The sequence below is a fragment of the Streptomyces spectabilis genome, from assembly GCF_008704795.1.
Classification (GTDB): domain Bacteria; phylum Actinomycetota; class Actinomycetes; order Streptomycetales; family Streptomycetaceae; genus Streptomyces; species Streptomyces spectabilis.
Genome location: NZ_CP023690.1, coordinates 149,752 through 172,088 on the forward strand (window position 1 = coordinate 149,752; position 22,337 = coordinate 172,088).

General features: G+C 71.2%; 23 protein-coding genes and 2 pseudogenes. 14 read left to right on the plus strand and 11 right to left on the minus strand.

Annotated elements, in window-relative coordinates; all coding sequences use genetic code 11:
- The first annotated feature begins 134 nt into the window (after positions 1–134).
- Complete coding sequence (locus CP982_RS00610) at positions 135–572, plus strand: hypothetical protein (protein WP_150508641.1); 438 nt, start codon at positions 135–137, stop codon at positions 570–572.
- A 119-nt stretch (positions 573–691) separates the two neighbouring features.
- Here CP982_RS00610 and CP982_RS00615 read toward each other — a convergent pair whose 3' ends face one another.
- Together CP982_RS00615 and CP982_RS00620 are read right to left on the minus strand one after the other, a co-directional pair.
- On the minus strand, positions 692–925 hold the full coding sequence (locus CP982_RS00615) for a helix-turn-helix domain-containing protein (RefSeq protein ID WP_150508642.1): 234 nt from the start codon (positions 923–925) through the stop codon (positions 692–694).
- Positions 925–1,512, minus strand: coding sequence for a DUF2975 domain-containing protein (locus CP982_RS00620; protein WP_221515793.1), 588 nt, complete (start codon positions 1,510–1,512; stop codon positions 925–927). Before CP982_RS00620 ends, CP982_RS00615 begins: the two co-directional genes overlap by 1 nt.
- 148 nt (positions 1,513–1,660) lie before the next feature.
- On the opposite strand from CP982_RS00620, the gene CP982_RS00625 reads away from it, so the two are divergent.
- From CP982_RS00625 to CP982_RS00635, 3 genes are all read left to right on the plus strand, one after another.
- A complete protein-coding gene (locus CP982_RS00625) occupies positions 1,661–2,338 on the plus strand; it encodes a DUF6629 family protein (protein WP_150508643.1) in 678 nt (225 codons plus the stop codon).
- A 181-nt stretch (positions 2,339–2,519) separates the two neighbouring features.
- Positions 2,520–3,137, plus strand: coding sequence for a hypothetical protein (locus CP982_RS00630; protein ID WP_184925728.1), 618 nt, complete (start codon positions 2,520–2,522; stop codon positions 3,135–3,137).
- 163 nt (positions 3,138–3,300) lie between these two features.
- Complete coding sequence (locus tag CP982_RS00635; RefSeq protein ID WP_150508644.1) at positions 3,301–3,855, plus strand: EF-hand domain-containing protein; 555 nt, start codon at positions 3,301–3,303, stop codon at positions 3,853–3,855.
- A gap of 36 nt (positions 3,856–3,891) precedes the next feature.
- On the opposite strand, the gene CP982_RS00640 is transcribed toward CP982_RS00635, so the two are convergent.
- Positions 3,892–5,313: a DEAD/DEAH box helicase gene (locus tag CP982_RS00640; RefSeq protein WP_150508645.1), complete on the minus strand. Its 1,422-nt coding sequence runs from the start codon at positions 5,311–5,313 to the stop codon at positions 3,892–3,894.
- A 286-nt stretch (positions 5,314–5,599) separates the two neighbouring features.
- On the opposite strand from CP982_RS00640, the gene CP982_RS00645 reads away from it, so the two are divergent.
- The gene (locus CP982_RS00645) at positions 5,600–6,727 is read left to right on the plus strand and encodes an FAD-dependent monooxygenase (RefSeq protein WP_221515792.1); all 1,128 of its coding nucleotides are present in this window, start codon (positions 5,600–5,602) and stop codon (positions 6,725–6,727) included.
- A gap of 43 nt (positions 6,728–6,770) precedes the next feature.
- On the opposite strand, the gene CP982_RS00650 is transcribed toward CP982_RS00645, so the two are convergent.
- On the minus strand, positions 6,771–7,160 hold the full coding sequence (locus tag CP982_RS00650) for a winged helix-turn-helix transcriptional regulator (RefSeq protein ID WP_150508646.1): 390 nt from the start codon (positions 7,158–7,160) through the stop codon (positions 6,771–6,773).
- An 89-nt stretch (positions 7,161–7,249) separates the two neighbouring features.
- On the opposite strand from CP982_RS00650, the gene CP982_RS00655 reads away from it, so the two are divergent.
- Positions 7,250–8,176 carry an NADP-dependent oxidoreductase gene (locus tag CP982_RS00655; protein WP_150508647.1) on the plus strand — a complete coding sequence of 309 codons (927 nt, stop codon included), beginning with the start codon at positions 7,250–7,252 and terminating at the stop codon, positions 8,174–8,176.
- Between the two features lie 97 nt (positions 8,177–8,273).
- Positions 8,274–9,257: a helix-turn-helix transcriptional regulator gene (locus tag CP982_RS00660; protein ID WP_150508648.1), complete on the plus strand. Its 984-nt coding sequence runs from the start codon at positions 8,274–8,276 to the stop codon at positions 9,255–9,257.
- 47 nt (positions 9,258–9,304) lie between these two features.
- On the opposite strand, the gene CP982_RS00665 is transcribed toward CP982_RS00660, so the two are convergent.
- Positions 9,305–10,246, minus strand: a complete 942-nt coding sequence (locus CP982_RS00665) for a sigma-70 family RNA polymerase sigma factor (protein ID WP_150508649.1) — start codon at positions 10,244–10,246, stop codon at positions 9,305–9,307.
- 254 nt (positions 10,247–10,500) lie between these two features.
- Here CP982_RS00665 and CP982_RS00670 point away from each other — a divergent pair, with 254 nt between their 5' ends.
- Positions 10,501–11,661, plus strand: coding sequence for an amidohydrolase family protein (locus CP982_RS00670; RefSeq protein WP_150508650.1), 1,161 nt, complete (start codon positions 10,501–10,503; stop codon positions 11,659–11,661).
- A gap of 10 nt (positions 11,662–11,671) precedes the next feature.
- Here the strand turns inward: CP982_RS00670 and CP982_RS00675 are convergent, their stop codons facing one another.
- Positions 11,672–12,550, minus strand: a complete 879-nt coding sequence (locus CP982_RS00675; protein WP_150508651.1) for a helix-turn-helix transcriptional regulator — start codon at positions 12,548–12,550, stop codon at positions 11,672–11,674.
- A 154-nt stretch (positions 12,551–12,704) separates the two neighbouring features.
- Here CP982_RS00675 and CP982_RS00680 point away from each other — a divergent pair, with 154 nt between their 5' ends.
- Positions 12,705–14,111 (plus strand): MFS transporter, encoded by a 1,407-nt coding sequence (locus CP982_RS00680; RefSeq protein WP_229879684.1) that lies wholly within the window; start codon positions 12,705–12,707, stop codon positions 14,109–14,111.
- A gap of 22 nt (positions 14,112–14,133) precedes the next feature.
- On the opposite strand, the gene CP982_RS00685 is transcribed toward CP982_RS00680, so the two are convergent.
- The 3 genes from CP982_RS00685 to CP982_RS00695 form a co-directional block, all read right to left on the minus strand.
- Positions 14,134–15,117, minus strand: coding sequence for a hypothetical protein (locus CP982_RS00685; RefSeq protein WP_150508652.1), 984 nt, complete (start codon positions 15,115–15,117; stop codon positions 14,134–14,136).
- 390 nt (positions 15,118–15,507) lie between these two features.
- Complete coding sequence (locus CP982_RS43170; protein WP_229879682.1) at positions 15,508–16,416, minus strand: MFS transporter; 909 nt, start codon at positions 16,414–16,416, stop codon at positions 15,508–15,510.
- Positions 16,417–16,515: 99 nt separating this feature from the next.
- Positions 16,516–16,938: a MarR family winged helix-turn-helix transcriptional regulator gene (locus CP982_RS00695; protein ID WP_144000741.1), complete on the minus strand. Its 423-nt coding sequence runs from the start codon at positions 16,936–16,938 to the stop codon at positions 16,516–16,518.
- A gap of 178 nt (positions 16,939–17,116) precedes the next feature.
- Between CP982_RS00695 and eno the strand changes: the two genes are divergently transcribed.
- From eno to CP982_RS00710, 3 genes are all read left to right on the plus strand, one after another.
- Positions 17,117–18,433, plus strand: coding sequence for a phosphopyruvate hydratase (gene eno, locus CP982_RS00700; protein WP_150508653.1), 1,317 nt, complete (start codon positions 17,117–17,119; stop codon positions 18,431–18,433).
- Positions 18,434–18,563: 130 nt separating this feature from the next.
- Positions 18,564–18,803, plus strand: coding sequence for a hypothetical protein (locus tag CP982_RS00705; RefSeq protein WP_144000743.1), 240 nt, complete (start codon positions 18,564–18,566; stop codon positions 18,801–18,803).
- Positions 18,803–19,180, plus strand: coding sequence for a fic family toxin-antitoxin system, toxin component (locus CP982_RS00710; RefSeq protein ID WP_150508654.1), 378 nt, complete (start codon positions 18,803–18,805; stop codon positions 19,178–19,180). The genes CP982_RS00705 and CP982_RS00710 overlap by 1 nt, the downstream gene beginning before the upstream one ends.
- Before the next feature lie 201 nt (positions 19,181–19,381).
- On the opposite strand, the pseudogene CP982_RS42320 reads toward CP982_RS00710, so the two are convergent.
- Positions 19,382–19,830, minus strand: a pseudogene (locus CP982_RS42320) (DDE-type integrase/transposase/recombinase); the annotation flags it as partial.
- Between the two features lie 60 nt (positions 19,831–19,890).
- Positions 19,891–20,034: pseudogene (locus tag CP982_RS43175) on the minus strand (DUF3291 domain-containing protein); the annotation flags it as partial.
- A gap of 608 nt (positions 20,035–20,642) precedes the next feature.
- Here CP982_RS43175 and CP982_RS00720 point away from each other — a divergent pair.
- Positions 20,643–21,026: a hypothetical protein gene (locus CP982_RS00720; RefSeq protein ID WP_150508656.1), complete on the plus strand. Its 384-nt coding sequence runs from the start codon at positions 20,643–20,645 to the stop codon at positions 21,024–21,026.
- Positions 21,027–21,506: 480 nt separating this feature from the next.
- Positions 21,507–22,127: a WD40 repeat domain-containing protein gene (locus tag CP982_RS00725; RefSeq protein WP_170316306.1), complete on the plus strand. Its 621-nt coding sequence runs from the start codon at positions 21,507–21,509 to the stop codon at positions 22,125–22,127.
- The last annotated feature ends 210 nt before the right edge of the window (positions 22,128–22,337 follow it).

Genomic DNA, 22,337 nt, shown 5'->3' on the forward strand with positions numbered 1-22,337 from the left:
CCACCCGACCACCTTCCCGAAGTGCCTCGACCAGCGCGGACCTTAAGGTGGCAGCTCGAACGAGTTACGTGCGGGGGGGCGGTGTGAGGGACGTTCGGGGTGCGAAGGGCAGCCGGAGTCGGTTCGCCGTAGTCGTGGCGGTCGTGCTGTGGGCAGCCGCGCTGGTCGCCTTCGCCGTCCCGCTGCGGCACGCGCTCGTCGCCACGCAGGCCTACCGGGCCGGTTACTGGGCGACGGTCACCGACGGGCGCGAGCTGGGCGACTTCGCCTGGAGGGACCCGGCAGGCCGGACGGTCCGCGGCGCCATCGAGGGCGTGCCCGAGGACGGCGTGTGGGACGAGGAGGGCGAGGGGACCAGCGACATCACCGGTGACCGCGTCTGGGTGTCGCGGAGCGGTGTTGCCCACATCAGCGAGTCGCCCGTCGAGAAGGACATGGTCGTCGGGTACGCCGGTGCGGGCGCCGTGGGCGGCGTCGTCCTGCTGGTACTGCGCGCCCGGTACGGCCGCCGCGCGGAAGGACGGGAGCTGGACACCCTCGTCCCCTCTCTGTGGTCGCTCAAGGGAAGGTGACATCCGGGCCTTCGAAGGTGGGACGGACCAGCGCAGGCTGGTGTCCCCGGGCCTTCCGTCATTTTCCCGTACACCCGGCCCTCGCGCCCGGGGCGGGAAATCGCCGCCCGGCGCGGGGTTCAGGCCGAGTCGGCCGAGTGATGGGTGATCAGATCTCCCGGCTGGCAGTGCAGGGCATCGCAGATCTTCGACAGGGTGGAGAAGCGGATCGCTTTGGCGCGGCCGTTCTTGAGGATGGACAGGTTCACCACGGTGATGCCCACCTGCGCGGAGAGTTCGGTGAGGGTCATGCCGCGTTCGGCCAGGAGCCGGTCCAGGTGGATGTCGATGGTGTGGAGTTCCTCGTCGGCCATCACACCGTCCCTTCGAGGTCCTCCCGCATGGCCACGCCCTGACGCATGATCTTACCGAGGATCAAGGCTGCCAGACCCGGCACTATCAGTTCCAGCGGTCCGTCCATCTGTACGTCGGTCCCCACCGTCGGCGCCATGCTCTGCACCAGCCACGCATGGGACCAGCCGGTGAGCAGCGAGGCCACCGGCGCGCCCAGGGTCACGGCCCAGCCCAGCCGTGTCAGGTGCCGGGCCGCGGTGTCGGTGAACGGCCCGTTATCGACGATCGCCCTCAGCAGCAGGGCGAACATCACCAGCGCCACGGCCGCGAACAGTCCCCAGGTCAGCTCGTCCCCCACGCCGGCCGCGCGCTGGGCGAACGAGGGATCCTGCTGGCACAGATTCGCCTGGCTGCTGGACGCCTCCACGCCCGCCACGACCGGCAGGCCACCATCCAGTTTGGCGTTGACCCAGAACCCTGTCTTCGCGCACACCGTCCCGTCGTCGAACAGGCGCAAGGTGCTCTGTCCCAGAAAAGCCAGCCCGAGCACCACAGCCAGCAGCATGGACACCGAGCCCACGGTCCGGGTCAGACGCGTGTTCACCATCAACCTCCCCTATCGACTTTCGATATGTTCCAGCCTAGGTGAACATATCGAAAAACGACAAGTCCTGGAGTACGAGGCGGCCGTCGCGCACGGATCGCAAGGGACACCTGCCGCGCTCCGGCACGGGGGCACCCGTACCGTTGCTCCCATGTGCTGGAGCGCGACAGCCGACCTCATCGCGGGCACGGGCATCACGGCCGTAGGAATCGCCACCGTGGCCAGGGCGGCCCGACGCCCCCGTGACCTGCCCCTGGCCGCGCTCCCGCTCCTCCTCGGGGCCCACCAGCTCATCGAAGCCGCCGTCTGGCACCACAACGGCGGCAGCGGACCCGCCACCACGGCCTGGGCCGTCATCGCTCTCCCCCTGCTCCCGCTGTGGGTACCCGCAGCCGTCCTGTGCGCCGCTCCGCCCCACGCTCGCAGGCGCCTGCTCATCCCCCTCGCCGCGGGTATCGCGACGTCGGCAGCACTCGCGTACGCGCTGGTCACTCGTACCGTGACCGCCGAGATCCGCGAACACACGGTCGGCTACACCCTCGGCCTTTCACACACAGGGCTGACCGTCACGGGCTACCTGCTCGCCACCGTCGGCTCCCTGCTCCTCTCCGGTGACCGCGTCCTCACCCTCCTCGGGATCCTGGCCGCCATCGGGGCTGCGGTGTCCTTCGTCCTGTGGCAGCGGGAGTTCATCTCCACCTGGTGCGCAAGCGCCGCGGTGGCTTCGGTGGTGCTGTACCACTGGGCCAGACAACGCCACGCCGCCGCCCCGGAAACGGCGGCATCGCGGGTGCGCGATCGCCGCTCTCGCCACCTCCGAAAGCCGTGAAGTTCCACTGACCGGAACCGTACTGGCAGCAGACGGAGCCTTGGGGCAGGGTGAGGGCGCCTCGGCGAACCGGAGGTCCTGGGAGGCCTGGTGCCGGGGCCGAGCCTTTGAAATCCCGTACTGCGGACGCCCGTTGCCGTGATCCGTGGTGGCGGGGGCCGTCGGAGCGAAGGAGTTCCTCATGGACCTGAGACAGCCGAAGCCCGGGTCGCCGAAAGGCGGCGGAGACACCGAGAACCCGGACCGGCGCGCCATGCTCATCACCGTGCTCAAGGCGACGGCGGGCGCGGCGGCCACCGCCGCGACGGCCGGGGCACTCGCCGGCCCCGCCGCGGCGGCAGGACCCCGACGCGGCCCCGCCTCGGCCCGGGCGAACCAGGCGGACTGGCGGTTCTGCACGAAGTGCTACGGCCTCTTCTTCCGCGGCTACCCGTCCGACGGCGCGTGCCCGGCGGGCGGCGGGCACGACTCGGCCGGGTTCAACTTCAACCTGCCGCACGGCGTGCCGGAGACACCGACCGCCCAGCGCAACTGGCGCTTCTGCGACAAGTGCTACGGCCTGTTCTTCTACGGCTACCCGACCAACGGCCGCTGCCCCACCGGCGGCGCGCACCGCATGGCGGGGTACGACTTCGTCCTGCCGCACGACATCCCCGAGAACGGCAAGTCGCAGCGCAACTGGCGCTTCTGCGACAAGTGTTACGGGTTGTTCTTCTACGGCTACCCCACCGACGGCGTCTGCCCGGCCGGTGCCGCCCACCGCAAGGCCGGGTACGACTTCGTCCTCCCGTACCTCTAGGCCGGCCCCCGAGGCCCAGCGGAAGCGCTGCCGCAGGAACGGCCTCAACAGCCCTGGTCCCCCAACGCCCTTGCTCCTACCGTCTGCAGGGCGGCGCGGCCATCCGCTCCGGCAGCTACGTCACGCCCGTCACCGGATGTGACGGGACGCGAAGGGAGCACACATGACGGACGACGTGAAGGCGCAGAAGTTCAACACCGTCTTCCGCTGGTTCGACCAGAACGGGGACGGCCTGCTCACCCACGACGACCTGCACGCCATGGCCGAGCGGTTCGCCGCGCTCGCACGCGAGGACGACACGGCCAACGCCACAGCCATGCGAGACGCCTTCGAGACATGGTGGCAATTGCTGCTCACCCACGGCGACAGCGACGGAGACGGGCGGATCTCCCCGCAGGAGTTCATCACCGTCATGAAGGCCGAGGTCACCGACCCCCAGCACTTCGAACAAGCCGTGCTGGCCATCGTCGACGCCTTGATGCGCGCGCTGGACACCAACCAGGACGGAACGCTGAGCCAGGAAGAGTACGTCCGCATGTACGACGCCCTCGGGATCCCGCCCACACACTCCGAAGCGGCGTTCCGCCTCCTGGACAGCGACGGCGACGGCTCGCTCAGCCACAGCGAATTCAGGACCGCCATCACCGAGTTCTACCTCAGCACCGACCCCAAGGCTCCCGGGAACCAGCTCCTGGGCCCCATCGACGAACCCACCTGACCCGGTCCCGCCCGGCGGCCCGGGGAGCCGCCGGGCTCAGCCGCCGCGCCGTACCCGGGCCGCCTTGCGGGCCTCGGCGAGCTTGCGGGCCTCGCTGCTCTTGCGCGCCGACCTGCCGCCGGAGCCGCTCTTCGCGTCCTTGGTGCTGCCCAGGCCGCGGAACGGGGCGTTGTGGTTCTTGGGGCGCGGTGCGGCGGGCCCGCCGTCGAGGGGCTGTCCGGAGGGGGCCTTGGCACCGGTGATCCGGCTCAGCTCCGCCTCGCCGGACCGCACCTTGGTGACCTTGGGGGCGACGCCGGCGTCAGACATGACCTGGCTCGTCTCACGGCGCTGGCCCGACAGGACGAGGGTCACGGCGGTGCCGGAGCGACCGGCCCGGGCCGTGCGGCCCGCGCGGTGCAGATAGTCCTTCGGGTCGGTGGCCGGGTCGACGTTGACCACGAGGTCGAGGTCGTCGACGTGCAGGCCTCGTGCGGCGACGTTCGTCGCCACGAGCGCGGTGACCTGGCCGTCCTTGAACTGGGCCAGGGTGCGGGAGCGCTGCGGCTGGGACTTCCCGCTGTGCAGGGCGGCGGCGGCCACACCGCTGGCCCGCAGATGCCGCGTGAGCTGGTCGACACCGTGCTTGGTGTCCAGGAACAGCAGGACGCGACCGTCCCGGGCGGCGATCTCCGTGGCCACGGCGTACCGGTCAGGACCGTGTACGACGAAGACATGGTGCTCGATCGCGGTGACCGCGCTGGACGAGGGGTCCACAGAGTGGACGGCGGGGTCGCGCAGATACTGCCGCACCAGCTGGTCGACGTCGCGGTCGAGGGTGGCGGAGAACAGCATCCGCTGCCCGTCGGGACGCACCTGGTCCAGGAGCTCGGTGACCTGCGGCATGAATCCCATGTCGCACATCTGGTCGGCCTCGTCCAGGACCGCGACGCGCACCCGTCCCAGTCGGCAGTCCTTGCGCTCGACGAGGTCGTGCAGCCGGCCGGGCGTGGCGACGACGATCTCGGCGCCGTCCCGCAGCGCGGCGGCCTGCCGTCCGATGGACACTCCGCCCACCACGGTCGCAAGGCGCAGCCGCAGCGCCTCGGCGTACGGGGTGAGCGCCTCGCCGACCTGCTGTGCCAGCTCCCTGGTGGGTACGAGGACGAGCGCGAGCGGCTCCTTGGGCTGGGCGCGCCGCCCGGCGGTCCGGGCGAGCATCCCCAGGCCGAAGGCGAGCGTCTTGCCGGAGCCCGTGCGGCCCCGGCCCAGGACGTCCCGTCCCGCGAGCGCGTTCGGCAGCGCCGCCGCCTGGATGGGGAAGGGCACCGTCACACCGTGCTCGTCGAGCGTCCGCAGCACCGCGCTCGGCAGCCCCAGCTCCGCGAAGGACGCCGCCGTGGGCAGCGCCTCGGTGCCGCCCGACGCCTCCGGCGCGCCGTCGTGCTGCCCGGCGTCGACACGTGCTGATTCGCTCACAGAAAGCCTTCCTCGAAGGGACCGTACCGAGGAAGGCGCGGCGGGGACGCGGCCACCGGCCAGGGGCACCGATCGGAGCACCAGCACAGCGACACTGCAAACACCCAACGTTAGCACGGGGCACCCTGCCCGGGCCTCTCGCGGCCGTGCCGCAGGGCCCCCGGCTCCGGCGTTCCGCTCGGATGGCCATCGCTTGCCGACAGCGGATGGCCGCCGCCCGATTCGGACACGGCGGAGCGCCGCCGCGCCCTACGGTTCCGAGGAAATCGGCGCACTGGAGGCGTACATGGAGAGCTGTCGCGGTGTGCGGACGGCCGTGATCGTGGGTGCGGGCGTGGCTGGTCTGACGGCGGCCACTGCCCTGGCACGCGGCGGATGGCAGGTGGAGATCGTCGAGATCGGCCCGCCGGAGGCGACCGCCGGTTGGGGGCTGTGCCTGACCGGCCCGTCGCTGCGCGCGCTGGACGGGCTGGGCCTTGCGGACACGTGTCTGGCCGAGGGCTACGGCATGAGCACGATCACGCATGTGGACGTGGGCGGTGAGCCCGCGGGAGAGGTCCGGCCGCCGCGCCTGCTCGGTGCGCGGCGGCCCGCGATGGTCGGCATCGCACGCCCCGTACTGCACCGCATCCTGCGCACGGAAGCCGAGCGTAGCGGTGTGGTCGTACGCCACGGAGTGACCGTCGCGGCGGTGGATCAGGAGGGGGAGCTGGTCCGTATGCGGTTGTCGGACGGGGTGGTCCGCAGGGTCGCACTGGTGGTGGGCGCGGACGGGATCCGTTCGTCGACGCGGCGCCTGCTGGGGCTCGGGGCCTCACTCGACTTCCACGGGCAGATGGTGTGGCGGGCTCTGGTGCCCCGCCCGCCGTGGGCCACCGGGATCCACCAGTTCGCCGGGAAGACCGACACGGCGGGCCTCGTGCCTCTCTCGGCCGGGCAGGCGTACGTGTTCCTGACGGAGAACGGCGCGGAGCGGAGCGTCCTGCCCGATGCCGACCTCGCCCCGCGCCTGCGGCGGCTCCTTGAGCCCTTCCCTGGCCAGGTGGAGGAGATCCGCTCCCTGGTATCGGCGTCGGCATGGGTGGTACGTCGTCCCGTCCGTACCGCGCTCCTAGAGGGTGCCTGGAACCGGGGCAGCGGCGTGGTCATCGGTGACGCCGCGCATGCTCCCGCACCGCAGATGGCCAGTGGCGCCGCCCTGGCCATCGAGGACGGGCTCGTACTGGCTCAGGAACTGGAGCGGTACGAATCTGTCGGCGCGGGGCTCCAGGCCTTCGTCAGGCGGCGCGCGCAGCGGTGCCGGGCGCTCGTGGAGACCTCGGTGGCGATCATCGGCCTGGAGCAGGCGCGGCGCCATCACGAGGCGTATCCGCTGGTTGATTCCTGCCATCGGCTCATGGCCGAGCCCGCCTGACCGTCCGGCGACGCGAGCCCGCAGAGCGAGTGCGGCCGGGGCCTCAGTCGCTGGGGGCGACCGGCTCGGGACGGGCGTCGAGTGCGTCGAGCACCGCGTCGCCGTTCGCCCTCGCCCACTCGGTCAGCGCGTGGATCGGATCGATCAGCGTCGCCCCGAGCGGGCTGAGCTCGTACTCGACGCGGGGCGGCACCTCGGCGTAGGCGTGGCGGCGGATGAGTCCGTGCGCCTGAAGCCGTCGGAGCGTCTGGGTGAGCATCTTGCGGGAGATGCCCCCGATCAGCTCGATCAGCTCGCCGTGGCGCACCGGGCCCTTGCTGAGGCCGTAGAGCACGACGACCGTCCACTTGTCGGCGATCAGCTCGACCGCCAGACGCGCTGGACAGTCGGCGAGGAAGGGATCACCGCGATCACCGCGACCGAAGCCGCTCATGGCGCCCAAGGTACCCGCGCCACAGGCACCTGCTGGTTCCTGTCAGAAACCTAACCTGGGATCCCTCCCCCCTAAAGCTCAGGAGAGACATGCGTGTCATCACCCAGCAGACGCTCGGCGGTCCCGAAGTCCTCACCATCGTGGACGCGCCCGAGCCCCGGCCCCTCCCGACCGAGGTTCTCGTCCGCGTCAAGGCGATCGGGCTCAACCCGCTGGAAGCGCGCCTGCGTGCCGGTGAGTTCCCGCTGCTCGGCCAGCCGCCCTTCGTCCTCGGCTGGGACGTCAGCGGTGTGGTCGAGGAGGCGCAGACGTGGCGGTTCAGGCCCGGCGACGAGGTGTTCGGGATGCCCCTGTTCCCGCGGGCGGTGAGCGCGTATGCCGAGGTCGTGTCGGCTCCGGCGTTACACCTGGAACGCAAACCGGCGGCGCTCTCGCACGTCGAGGCGTCGGCGCTGCCGGTCGTCGGGCTGACGGCGTGGCAGGGTCTCGTCGACCTCGGCGGCGTGAGCGAGGGCGACCGCGTCCTGGTCCACGGCGGCGGTGGCGGGGTCGGCCACGTCGCGATCCAGATCGCGAAAGCGTTCGGCGCGCACGTGATCGCGACCGCGAGCGGAAGCAAGCGGGGATTCGTCGAGGGGTTCGGGGCCGACGAGGTGATCGACTACAAGGCCGTCGACTTCACCGACGCGGTCCGCGACATCGACGTCGTCCTCGACACGATCGGCGGCGACACCGCCGAGCGGTCGCTCGAAGTGCTCCGCCCGGGCGGTCACTTGGTGACGGCTGTCGCCGAAGAGGACGCGGAGCTGATCGCCCGGTACGCGGCGGCCGGCATGCGCTTCAGCGGCATCGCGGTCGACCCCGATCCGGGCGCCCTGCGAGGTCTCGTCGAACTCGTCGAACAGGGCAGGCTGCGGGTCCACGTACAGGAGACGTTCCCTTTCGAGCGCGTCGCGGACGCGCACCGGCTGCTCGACGGGGGGCACCTCCAGGGCAAGCTCGTCCTCACCGTCTGATCCCGTCGTGGGGCCTCGCGCGGACGCGGCACCGCCGAATCAGGAAGGCCGACCGTCATGCCTGACAATGAGCCTCTAGGGAGGTGACCCCGCCATCGTGCCGACGACACCGCTGCGCAACCACCTCATCACCCGATCCCAGAACCCCGCCGACCTGCTCAACGGCGCCACCCGCCTGTTCGGCGGCTCGATCGCCGCGTCGCCCCTGGCCGAGCTGCGCGGCGGCGATCACGAACTGCGCGGGGTCGCCGCGCACGACTTCGCGGTGGGCTACTTCGTCTCGCCGCTCGACGTGCGCGTCGCCTCGACCGAGGGCCGTGTGCGCGGCTCCTACTTCGTCAACATCGGTGTCTCCGGCGCCATCTCGGCATCGTGCGGCGGCCTGCGGGCGACCCTCGACGAGGTGACGGCGGGGATCGCCAACCCCGGAGACACCCAGGAACTACGGCCGCTGCGCGGCCGCACCACGCGGTTCCTCGGCCTGCGGATCGACGCCGCCCTGGTCGACCAGGAGTTCGCCGCGCTGACCGGGCGCCCGCCGGTGGCGACCGTGCGCTTCGACTTCCGCCTCGACCTGGCCAGGCCCAAGGGCCGGGCGGTGCGACTCCTCGTCCGTTCCCTCCTCGAACAGCTGGACTCGGAAGACCCCCTGTTCCAGCACCCGGAGCTGCGGCGTAGCCAGCTGCGTTGTCTCGTCACCGCGCTGCTCCTTGCCCAGCCGCACTCGCACACCGGCGAGCTGTGCGACGGTCCGCGGCCCGGCCACCCGCGCCCCCTGCGGGCCGCCCTCGCGTTCATCGAAGCGAACCTCACCGAGCACATCAGCCTCGGCGCCATCGCCGTTGCCGCGGGCTGCGGCACGCGGACCCTCAGCTCCGCGTTCCGCGATCGGCTGGGCCTCTCGCCCATGTCCTACGTCCGCAACCTGCGGCTCGACCGGATCCGTGAGGACATCCTCGCCTCCAGCGACCCCGTCGGCACGATCGCCTACCGGTGGGGCGTCTCGCACCTCGGCCGCTTCGCCGCCCAGTACCGCGACCGCTTCGCCGAACTGCCCTCGGAGACCGCGGCCCGCAGGTGACCCGACGTCCTCCCCCCCCCCTTGCCGGGACCAGGTCCGCTCTGACATCAACGGGGAGGCCGTACGCCGGAGAGCTTGTCCGGGTTGGTGACCGAGAAGACGCTGACGATCCGGTCCCCCTCGGGCGCGAGGTCCACCACCAGGACGGCGAGCGGGCAGTCGCCGGAGAAGACCAGCGCACAGGGATCCGTAGCCACCAGCCGGTAGTGGACGTCCAGCCCCTCCGCGAGCGCTGCCCGGGCCACCGCCATGAACACCGCTGCGACCTGGTCCCGGCCGTGGACGGGCGACAGGCTGACGGCGGGGCCCTTGCCTCCGCTGTCGGTCCAGAGCGTCACGTCGGGTGACAGGACCTCCATGAGCTCCCGAAGGTCACCGCCCAGCGCTGCCGCGGCGAACCGCTCGGTGACCTGGGCGTGCAGATCCGGCTCCGGCCGGTGGCGGGGGCGGCGCGCGTGGACGTGTCGGCGCGCACGCGTGGCGAGTTGGCGGACGGCCGTCGGTGAGCGGTTCAGCATGCGCGCGATCTCCGGATGGGTGAACCCGAACACCTCGTACAGCACGAACACGGCACGCTCCAGCGGCGACAGGGTCTCCAGCACCACCAGCACGGCCATGGACAGCGCCTCGGCGCGCTCGGCGCCGTCCGTGACGGAGCCTTCGTCCGTCACCAGCGGTTCCGGCAGCCAAGGACCGGGGTAGGTCTCTCGCCTGCGGCTCAGCTCCGCGCGGCGGGCGAGAGCGTGGTTGACCGCGACGCGTACGAGATAGGCCCGGGCGTTCGCCACGGGTTCGGCGTCCGGTCTGCGGTGCCGGGCGGACCAGGCCAGCCACACCTCCTGGAGCGCGTCCTCGGTGTCGGCGACGCTGCCGAGCATGTTGTAGATCACCGCGAACAGCAGCTCGCGGTGGCCGAGGAACTGGTCGGTGACGGTGTCGATGTCGGTGACGGCATCGGCGGCCGGGTGCGGCGGTGGGGTGGGCGTCATGTGTTCCCTCTCCTTGTGCCGGGGCTCTCGTGTGGGATTCCTCTGGCGGGATCTATCGGGATTCCGCTGCGGGGATCCTCTGCCCCACTCCTCAGTCGGACCGAAGAGGGCCGTCGCGCCGCGAGTGTGACATCAGGGCCGGAATGTGAGCCACGACACGATGACGCCCGGCGATGTCACAGTGAACACCCGCCCCCGCTCTGTGGGGCTGCCGGGGAGAAGGAGCCTCCTCGGCAGCCACAGAGAGGACTTCGATGCGTACAACGATTCGCGGCGCCCACGTGTTCGACGGTGAGCGTGCCCTCGGCGTCACCGACGTAGTGCTGGAGGACGGTCTCATCACCGCGGTCGGCGCCGCCGCAAGCGACAACGCCGTGGGCGACACCGCCGACATGGAGGTCGACGGGCGGGGCAGGACGCTGCTGCCGGGGCTGATCGACGCCCATACGCATGTGTTCGACGGCAGCTTGGCCGAGGCGCTGCGGTACGGAGTGACCACCGAGCTCGACATGTTCTGTCTGCCACGGCCGCTCGCCCGGCACCGGTGGTCGGCGGACCACCGCGACGACGTGGCCGACCTGCGCAGCGCGGGCACGATCGCCACCGCGCCCGGCGGGCACCCCACGCAGCTGCTCGCGGCCCTGACCGGCACCGTCCTCGACCCGAGCGAGGTGACGGCCATCGACCATGTCACCGATCCCGCGCAGGCGCCCGCCTTCGTCAAGGCCCGCCTTGCCGAGGGCGCCGACTACCTCAAGCTCGTCCTCGACGACGGCACCACGCACGGCACCGACCTTCCGCTCCTGACACCGCCTTTCGCCGCCGCCCTCACCTCGGCCGCGCACGAAGCCGGGCTGCTGGTCATCGCCCACGCGATCACCGCGGCCCAGGTGGACAGCGCGCTCGACGCCGGTGTGGACGGCCTGGCGCACGTATGGGCCGACCTCCCTGCCGGGGACCAGGGCTCCCTGCGCCTCGCCGAGCGGGTCCGGGCCCAGGGCGTCTTCGTCGTGACCACCCTCGCCTACTTCGAGGCCGTCTCCGCACAGCAGCCCGATGCCACCGCGTGCCCGCACCCCGGCCACTACGCCAACGCCGTGGGCGCGCTACGGGTCCTGCACCGGGCGGGCGTTCCGCTCCTCGCCGGGACCGACGCCACCCCGTTCGCGCCCGCACACGGCGTCGGCCTCCACCGAGAGCTGCGGCTGCTCACCGAGGCCGGGCTCGGGGCCGAGCAGGCGCTCGCCGCGGCGACCGGCGTCCCGGCCCGCCACTTCGGCCTGACGGACCGGAGCCGCATCGCCCCCGGCCTCCGCGCGGACCTGCTCCTGGTCGAGGGCGACGCCACCCGGGACGTCTCCGCCCTCGGCTCGCTCACCAGCGTCTGGCGGCGCGGGGTCCGGCACGACCACTGACAACCGGACGTCACCCGGCTCGCCCCCGCCCCTCGGGGAGCCCTGCCTCCTCGGGGCTCGCCATGTCGAGGAGCAGCATCGCGTCGTGGTCCGGGGTGCCGGGCGGTGCCTGGTAGGTGACGAGGCGCTGGCCGTCCGTGCGGGAGACCGTCATGACCTCGAAGGAGAGGCGGAGCGAGCCCACCTCGGGGTGCCGGAAGTGTTTCAGGCCGCCGCCGCGCTCCTGTACGTCGTACCGCTCCCACAGCCGGGCGAACTCCGGGCTCTTCAGGACGAGTTCGCCGACGAGCCGGGCGAGGTCCGGCGTGTCCGGGTCGGCGCCCGCCACCGCGCGCAGATGGCCCGCGCTGTGCGCCGCCATCTCCTCCCAGTCGCGGTAAAGCTTGCGGCTCATGGGGTGCAGGAACATGTAGCGCGTGATGTTGCGGTGCTCCCACGGCCAGTCCGTGATGCCGGCGAAGAGGCGCAGTCCGGGCCGGTTGGCGGCCAGCAGGTCGTTGGTGCGGCTGACGACGTACGCCGGTGCGGGGCGCACCGTCTCCAGCAGGAGGCGCACCGAGTCCCGCACCGTGCGCGACGGGCCCGGTGACTGTGCCGGTGGCCGGCCCGCGGCGAGCGACACCAACTCGTGCAGCCGGTGCAGCGCTTCGTCCGAGAGCTGGAGCGACTCGCCGAGCGCGGCGACGACGGCGGGTGAGGGCCGGGTCTCGCGGCCGCGCTCGATGCGCGTGTAGTAGTCGACGCTGACCCCGGCGAGGGTCGCCAGTTCCTCGCGGCGCAGCCCCGGGGTGCGGCGCACGCCTGTGCCGGCCCGCAGGCCCACGTCCTGCGGGCGGAGTTGTCCGCGGCGGGCGCGGAGGAAGCGGCCCAGTTCCGTGCCTTCGCTCATCCGTTCATCCTCGCGAAGAGCGTGGGGCGCAGGGAGGCCGTATCAGGGCCAGGCACGGTACTCCCCCTCGCAGTTCGGCCTGCCGGTGATCGCAGGGCGCGGGGCACGCTGCTCGTCGTATCCACAGCGACAGCGCGGTGAGGAGCGGTGCACCATGAGGACGACGCGATCCGGTGCGGGCATGGCAGTCGAAGCGGGCGTGTCCGTCGGGGGCGGCCCGGGGCGGCCGGGTTCCCCCCGCGCGGCGCTGGTCGCCGCCGTCCTCGGCTTCTTCGTGATCACGGTCGATGTCTCCGGCGTCAACGTCGCGCTGCCCGCGATGCGGGACGACCTGGGCGGCTCGTCGTCCGGTCTCCCCTGGGTCGTCGACAGCTATACGTTGATGTTCGCGGCCCTGATGCTCTCCGCCGGTGCGCTCTCGGACGCGGTGGGCGCGCGGCGCGCGTACGGCTGGGGGCTCGGCGTCTTCACGCTCGCCTCGCTGGGCTGCGGGGCGGCGCCGACGCTCGGGGTGCTGATCGCGGCCCGCGTGGTGCAGGGCAGCGCGGCGGCTGTGATGGTGCCCGCGTCCCTCGCGCTGATCCGGCAGGCGTTCCCCGATCCGGTCGAGCGGGCACGTGGCATCGCCCTGTGGACGGTCGGTGGCGCGGTGGCTGTCGCCGCAGGGCCCGTCCTGGGCGGGCTGCTCACCACGGCGTGGAGCTGGCGCGCCGTGTTCTGCCTCAACGTGCCGACCGGGATCGTCGGGCTCCTGGCCCTGATGCGGGCGGCGCGCTCCCCGCGCCGCTCCGTCGCGTTCGACCTGCCGGGGCAGGTGACGGCGGTGCTGGCCCTTGCCTCACTCACCTTCGCCGTGATCGAGGGCGGGCACGACGGGTTCACCCGCGCCGTTCTCACGGCGGTCGTGGTCGCGGTGGGGTGCGCGGTCGGCTTCGTGGCCGTCGAGGCACGGCGGCGCCACCCGATGCTGCCGCTGGAGCTGTTCCGGCTGCGCGGCGTCACCGTGCCGGCCCTCTCGGGCTTCGCTCTCAACGCGGCTTTCTACGGAGGGGTGTTCGTACTGAGTCTCTTCTTCCAGGAGCAGCGGGGGCAGTCGGCACTCTCGGCCGGGCTGATGTTCGTGCCAATGGCGCTGATCACCGCCAACGTCAACTACCTCTCGCCGCGGGCTGTCACCCGCTTCGGACGGCGGACGGTGGTCGTCGCCGGACTGCTGACCGTCGCGCTGGGCTGCGGCGCGCTGCTGCCCGTCGACTCCGGCACGCCCGCCTGGGTGACCGCGCTCCTGATGATCCCGCTGGGCGTCGGCGGCTCCCTCGCCATGCCGGCGCTGACCTCCCTGATGCTCGACAGCGTCGCCGCCGAGCGGGCCGGTACGGCGGCGGCGCTGCTCAACACCGCTCGTCAGACGGGCGGAGCGGTGAGCACCGCCGCCTTCGGGGCGCTCCTCGCCGGGGACTTCACCGCGGGGATGCGGGAGGGCCTGCTGAGCGCGGCCTGCGTGCTGGTTGCCGTGGCTCTCGGGGCGGGCGCGCTGCTGCCGGGGCGCCAGGGCAGGTAGGCCCGCCGTCCCGCTTCGGCTGTCAGCCGCCTCCCTGAATCTCTCGTGCGCGGTCGCACATGATCCGCATGAGTTCCGCTGCCTCACGTTCGGAACCCGCCTCGTCACGGATCGGCCCGTAGTGCATCTCGATGACGACGGTCCCGACGCGTGCCCTTGACATCAGGTGCTCCCCCACCTGCGAAGGGTCGGCCATCGTCTCGTCCTCGACCCGATACCTGGTCGTCGTGCTCTCGTCGCCGAACTTCTGTGCCGAGAAGGGGTACTCCTTGCGGCCTCCGGGGTTCCGGCGCAGCTTGACGATTTCGGCGTAGCCCTTGGTCGCGCGGGTGGTGTTCGGGCAGGCGTTCACGCGGAATCGCAGCTTGAGATCGTGTGGGCCGGAGCCTTCCGCCGTCCTGTAATCCGTTCCACCTTCGTGACACCGCCCTCCGCCACCGCCTTCCGCCGTCGGCGGCATGAGGGTTCCCCAGGTTCCCCGCAGGTCCGTCAGGGCGGGCAGCATCTTTTCGGTCTCGGCCACGCTCAATGCACGCGCCTTCACGGAATCGCCGTCATCGGTCCCGGGTGAGGTGTCGACAGCAAGTCGTACCCCTCCGTAGATGAGGAGACCGATGACGACCGCGAGCGCGGCGATGAGGCTCAGCAGTCCGCCTGTCGAGCTCGGCTTGTTGATGGTGACGGGTCCGAGGGTGATCTGACTGCCGCGAATCTTGCTGCCGTTGATGACGACACTGCCGACCGTCTGGCTCGACGACGTGCTCAGGTGCGCCGTCAGTGTGCCGCGCAGGGCCGGGTCCGTCTGCGTCTCTTCCCGCAGTATCGTCTCCGCCTCGCGGCGTGCTTCGGCGTCGTCCGGCGCGGCCGCAAGGCCGGCCAGGGCAGCCCGCCCCCGGGACGTCGTGTCCAGCCGCTCCCGCACGGTCCGCACCACGGCGGCCGCGGCTTCCTGTCCGACGTTCGTAGCGGTTCCGGTCAACGCCGCGGCCAGCACGCCGACGGCCACAGACGCAAGATCAGTCTCCAAGCCTCCCCCTGCCCCATGCGGCAACTCGGAGCCAGTTCGTTCCCTCTGCACGCCACGGAACACGCCGTTCCACAGGGCAGTCTCAAAACCAGGCACGATTGGCTGCTGTACGGGCGGGTCACAGGTCCCGGGCCACCCGTCACCTTGCGGCGACGCATGCGTCCCGTCCGGCGCTCCGCTGGGTCCCGCGGCTGCGGCTCCCTGCGAAGCCCAGCCCGAGGAGCCCCTGGTACTGGCCTTGTGCATGGTCCGGTGCCAGACCGAAGCCAAGGGCGAAACCGGCAGAGGACTCCCACATCTCCCCGAGACTGTGGACGAAGATCGCCACGATCAGGAGGGCAGCGGCGGCCCACACGGGAACGTACGCCGTCAGGGCCAGCATCGGGCAGCTGAGGAGGAAGAGCAGTCCTGCCCTGCGGAACGCTGTGCCGCCGTCGCGAGGGGTTTCGACGCGGGATCCGATTCTGGTCTGCAAGAGGACGCAGAATCCGGCATTGACCGCGAATACCGCGGCGACGGTCCAGCGCGGCGCGTCCGTGTGTGCTGAGATCCATATCGGCAGAAGCAGGGATACCGCCGGGTACTGCAAGTCCCATCGCGCCGTAGAGGACGGTGAAGGTCACGAACGGTCGGTCGGCGAGGGCTGTCCAGCGGCGTTGCGGCGAAGGCGGCGCCCATGCCTTGTAGTCGGGGAGCAAGAGCCGGAGGAGGGCACACAGCGCAAAGCTGGCCGCGTTTGCCGAGAATCAGCACGACGTAGGCGGTACGCGTATGCGCCGTCACCGCGAACCCGGCACCCACGGTTCCCAGGACGACGCCAAGATTGACGTAAGTACGGAGCTTTGCCCGGAACAGCGCCGGATGGTCGGTACCGACCCGGGCCACAAGGGCACCCCAGGCCGCGCCGCCGACGGCTGCGGCGAGTTGACCGACGGTGGCGACGACCGCGAGGGCGCCCCAGGTCTCGACCAGCGCAAGAGCGGACATCGCCGCTGCTTGCACCGCCAGAGCGAGCACCATGACCGTACGCCGCCCACGCCGATCAGCAAGATGGCCTCCCGGAATCCCCACGAGCAGACCGATCGCCCCGGCGACGGTGAGAGCGGCGCCCACCTGCGCTGCCGGAAGGTCCACGACCAGCGTGCAGTAGAGCACCGACGCCGCGTTGAAGAGTCCATTGCTGACACGGTTCACGAAGCTGGCCAGGATCAGTACCCGCTCCGGCCGGTTGTTCCCGGCGATGCGAGATGTCCGGCCGGGTGGTCTCCCGTTGACCATGGACGCAGGCTAACAGCGGTGGCACGCACCGGCATTGGTCGAATTTGCTGACCGTACGGCACCCAGTGCGCCGGGCGTCACAGCAAGGCGGGGCGGAAGTCAGCGCCCCGCGAGCCGCTCCAGCAGAGTGGTGCTGCGAGCCAGCAGGGCCCGCTCCTCCTCTGTGAGTTCGGCCTCGATGGCCTGTGCGAGCCAGCCGGCCCTGCGGCCGCGCTCCGCTTCGAGTGCGGTTCGGCCCGCGTCCGACAGCTCGACCAGTGACTTGCGGCCGTCCGTGGGGTGCGCCCGGCGCGTGATCAGGTTCTGCTCCATGAGCAGCCCCACCGCGCGGGCCATCGACTGGGGGCGCACGCGCTGATCGGCGGCGAGGTCGCTGGTGGTCATGGCGCCGTTGCGGTCGAGCGCGCCGAGCACGGCGGCCTGGCCCAGCGGGATGCGGTCCTCGTCCTTGACGCGGCGCGTGAGCTTGCCCATCGCGGTACGCAGTTCGACGGCGATGGCGGCGGCTTCCGGGGTGGGCATAGGGCACTTTACCCCGTTGGTCAGCAAAGCTGCGCACCTGACCTGCACAGCAATGCTGAACAGCAAACCTGAACAGCAAAACTGCGCAGCATTGCTGTATGGTTTTGCTTCGTCGGGCTCAGCGCCAGCGTTGTCGCAGCCAGGGGCACGGCACACACGACAACGGGAAGGACCTCCCATGTCCGCACAGGCAGTCGAACCCGCCAAGAACACCGACGCCGCCATCGAGACCGTCACCGCCCGCCGGATCATCGACAGCCGGGGCAACCCCACGGTCGAGGTCGACGTCGTCCTTACGGACGGGTCCCTGGGTCGCGCGGCCGTCCCCTCTGGTGCCTCCACCGGCGCCCGGGAGGCCGTGGAGCTGCGCGACGGAGATGCCGCGCGATGGCACGGCAAGGGCGTCGACCGCGCGGTGGCCCACGTCAACGGGGAGATCGCGGCGGCCGTGCGCGGCCGGGACGCGGCGGACCAGGCGGGCCTCGACGCCGCCCTCGTCACCCTCGACGGCACCGCCACGAAGTCCCGGCTCGGCGCCAACGCGGTCCTCGGCGTCTCGCTCGCCGCCGCCAAGGCCGCCGCGGCGGCCCACCGCCAGCCCCTCTACCGCTACCTCGGCGGCACCGACGCCCACCTCCTGCCGCTGCCGATGATGAACATCGTCAACGGCGGCGCCCACGCCGACAATCCGCTGGACTTCCAAGAGTTCATGATCGCGCCCGTGGGCGCGGACACCTTCGCCGAAGCCGTCCGCATGGGCAGCGAGGTCTTCCACACCCTGCGCCGCGACCTGCTGGCCGCGGGGCACTCCACCGGGGTCGGCGACGAGGGCGGCTTCGCGCCCGCGCTGCGGACCGCCGAGGAGGCGCTCGACTTCGTGATGACCGCCATCGAGCGCACCGGCTACCGCCCCGGCACGGACATCGGCCTGATCATGGACCCGGCGTCGTCGGAGTTCTTCCGGGACGGGGTGTACGACTACGCGGGCGAGGGAGTGCGCCGCACCCCCTCCGAGAACGCCGACTACCTGGCCAAGCTCATCGACGCGTACCCGATCGTCTCCATCGAGGACCCGATGGCGGAGGACGACCTGGACGGCTGGCGCGAGCTGACCGCCCGTGTCGGTGACCGCTGCCAGCTCACCGGCGACGACGTGTTCTGCACGAACGAGACGCTGCTGCGCGAGGGCATCCGCACCGGCGTCGGCAACTCGGTCCTGGTCAAGGTCAACCAGATCGGGACCCTGACCGAGGCCCTTGCCACCGTGGCCACGGCCCACAGCGCGGGCTGGACGGCCGTCATGTCGCACCGCTCGGGCGAGACGGAGGACACCACCATCGCCGACCTGGCGGTGGCCACCGGCTGCGGCCAGATCAAGACCGGCTCCCTCTCCCGCTCCGACCGCACGGCGAAGTACAACCAACTCATCCGGATCGAAGAGGAGTTGGGTGACTCCGCGCGCTACGCGGGCCGCGACGCGCTGCGGCGCGCGTGACGAGCCGGCGTAGGTAGACATCGTGCGGGCCCCGGTCACGATCGTGGCCCGCACGCAGGCGACGTCCTGGACGGGGCCGCCTGGCGACCACCCCCTCGACACCCTGGTAACAGCTGTTACCATGCCGGGTATGGCGAAGACACAACTGGGCGCGCGCGTGGACCAGGACGTCGCGGACCTGGCGAAGCAGCGTGCCGCTGACCTGGGTTTGAGCGTCGGGGACTATCTGGCGAGGCTGGTGCAGGAGGACGCGAGCGGCCTGCGCGCACGCGCGGTGGGCGCCGCCGCCGGATTCCTGGCCGACCACCAGGCGGTCTTCGACGAGGCCGAGCAGGCCCAGCAGGCATCCCGGGGAGCGCACGCGGCCTGATGGAGCTGCACATCGACGTCTCCTGGATCCTGCACGTCACCGAGGTCGCCGGGGCCAACGACCCGGCACCCGACGACTACGGCGTTCCCCTCGCGGCGGTCGCCCGCCACCGGGCCGAGCTGTTCGAACAGCCCGTCTACGACGGTCCTTACGCCAAGGCCGCAGCCCTGGTCCACACCCTGGGCCGGTGCCGCTGGCTGGAGCGCTCCAATCTCGCGGTCGCCGCCGCCACGGGCGTCATGTACCTCGAAGCGGCCGGGATCACCGTCAAGCCCACCCGCGACCACGCCATCGCCCTCAAGGACCTGCTCCTCGACCCCACCTGCACCGCAGGCCACATCGCCGCACTGCTGCGGACCTGGCCCACCACCACTTGACCCACCCGGCACCGGGCCTCGCACATCCGGCGGCGCCGCGCAGCGAATCGGCGCCCTCGCCACCTACGTCTGGATCGCCAAGGGATACTCGCTGGTCAGGGGAGCCTGCACCTCGAGTCCCACCTGCTTCATCGCGCTGGGCATCGCAGCGGCCATAGCCGGCCACCACGTTCGCTACTCCATCGCAGCCGCCCTCATGAACAGGCGCTGGTTGATGCCGCTCTCGCGGCGGACCCGTTCGAACATGACCTCCACCGGCAGGGGCTTGGCGTAACGGCCGGTGAACTGCTTGCCGTTGTCGGTCAGTACCTCCGAGGGGCCCCGAACCGCCGCATCGCTTCGATGAACGCCTGGCACACAGCCCGGCCGGTGGGCTGCACCAGCACCGAGGCGATCACGATGAAGCGGGAGTCGTCGTCGGTCCCGGTGACGGGCTTGTACTCGCGCCCGTCAGCGAGAAACACCCCACCCATCAGGTCGGTCTGCCACAACTGCATGGGAGCTTCGCGCTGCCATCGCTCGTAGACGCGACGATGGACCTGGACCTGGCGGTTCACCAGACCGTTGCGGACCAGGACCCGGTGCACCGTGCCCGTATCCGTCCAACGAGCGACGCTCATCAAGGACAAACGCCTCCGCGGCCGCCACCGACTCCCACACCGACAGGGTGCCCAGGATCCGGTCGTCACCGGCCATGCGCAGCCTGTAGAGGGCCACACGAACCCGTCGCTTCCACCGGCATGTTGGTTGACCGGGTTCAGCAGCGCGACGAACTCCCCTATCACCGGATCGGTCAGCGGGGCTCGCAGATAGGCGACGTTCAGCAAAGCCAACTGGGGACACGTCTCGGTCATGACCCGATGGTGTAGCAACCAAGCACGCACCCGGGCCCATCAGACCCAAGTCGTGCGCTGGCGCCTCCCCGGCGCACCGCCACCTCGACGACGACACAGGGGCGATCACTGCGCAGGGCACGTCCGCCGCGAGACTCACGGGTCGTCACCAGCATCTGCGGAGCCTCCGGCGCGGCGGCCAGCCAGCGGCTGCGCGCCGTACAGGGAGACCGGGACGGCGCCGATGGCCAAGACCCGGACGGCGCGCACGACGTCGGCACCGACCGCCCTGTGCACCGCAGCGACAGTGCGGGCGCTGAGCAGGCACTGCTGAGCGGCGAAGACTGGGAAGTCGGGGCGCAGGTCCACCTGGCCGGTCTCGGCGTGACAGCGACAGCAGCCACGTGGTCGGACAGCTGCGGGGGTACCCTGCCGCCCATCTGCTCGGGCGGTGGCCCGAAGAACAGCGGACCGCAGGGACCCTTCGAGGTGTACCAGGGCGCGCATACGGCCGGGCCGGTTCCGGGCTGTGCACGACAGACCGGCCACCGCAAGACTGAACGCCCGTCGGCCGTGCGGCCACCACCGCGTCCCGTACGGCCCCAGTGGTGAAAGAGGTGGGAGGACACATGAGGCATCGATCGCGCCACGTCCTGGCAACGGGCGCCGTCCTGGCTGCCGCCACGAGCGTGGTCGTCACCACAGCGCCGCCCGCGCAGGCGGCCACCACGACCCATTGCTCCACGTCGACATCCTTCGCCCTCCTGCCGACCGGGCAGGGATACCTCTTCCCCAACCTGAGGGCGCCGGCAGCCGGCTGCGACTTCGTCGACAACGGCGCTCCCTACCACTTCACCGTCGACACGGCGACAACGACCGTGTTCACCGGGGGCGGGCAGACCCAGTCGTACACCGTCAAGAACCTGCAGACGGAGTGCGCGAGTGCGGGGATGGGCAACGGTTACGTCGGCGCCTACGGCTGCCACGTGCCGGGCACGGCCCACAAGCGGTAGATCGGCGCTCCCCGAGGTTGTCTGTTGGGGGTGCTGGTGCCTGGACCGAGCCGGGCCCGGCATCTGAGTGCCCCTTAGGCCGACGTCGGCACAGCACCGCTGGACAAGCACCGACCGGCTGGGCATAGACCGGCTCTGCGGACGTGGCGTCCCAGGCACGCCATCTCGCAGAGAGCTTCTGGTGGGTGCGGGCCCGACTGCACCAACGCGGACCCACCGCGCCCGAGAGCGACCTCAACCGCATCGGCACCCCTGTCTTCCACCTGGCCAGCCAGCTTGCCCAGGCCGCACACCTGCTCACTCCTACTGAGCCGCACGCCCTCGACGCGATTCTGCGCAGCCGCATCAACGCCCCGCACTGGCCCACCACCCCCCCTTCCGCCCGGCACCCCCGCCCTCACGAACCACTGGCCGTCTCCCGCCCTGCCCCACCCCGGCCTGCTCCGCACGCTCACAGGTCCCCGCAGTCATATGGGAACGGTGGCGTTCAGCCCGGACGGCACCTGCCTGGCCCTCGCCACCATCGACTCCGACGAGGTATGGATCTGGGACCCTGTTACCGGCGAGATACTCCGCACCTTCCCCGGCACCGAATACGAAAGGGACTACGGTCCCCTTGGCGGGGGGCCCGAAGGAGTGCACGCGGTGGCATATAGCCCCGACGGCACTCTGCTGGCCACGGGTGGCGACGACTATATCGATGCGTTCCTCCGGGATCCGGCCACCGGCCGGATACTCCATTGTCTCGGAGAAATGGACAGCTTGGTGCGTGCGGTGGCGTTCAGCCCGGACAGCACCCGGCTGGCCACCGGCGGCCAAGGCGGAGTAGCGCGGATCTGGAATGCACGCACCGGCGAGCCACTGCGCACCCTCACGTGCGACTCCGGCCGGGTGCGCACGCTGGCCTTCAGCCCCGACGGCACCCAACTGGCCATCGGCAGCGACGACAGGACGGTGCGGATCTATGACCCGGCCACCGGCGAGGCCGTGACCATGATGCGCACGGACGGCAGTGTGCTGTCCTGTGCCTACAGCCCTGATGAGCGCCTCATAGCCGTCGGCACGACGGCTGGCCTCTGCGTCTACACGTTGCACCCCTGAGACTCCCCGACAGGGCCCGCGGGACCATCTCAGGGTGTGTACGGTCGGACCCGTTTGCGAAGCTGGGGCAGGGAAGCAGCACGTCCAAGAGCAGCACGTGGGTGACGGTGATCATGGGTGGAGTCGATGACGGGCGCGGTGGTGAGCGGGGGCCGGGCAGCGGGGGCGAGCGTGGGAAGATCGCACAGCAGGCTCTTGATCGCACAAGGG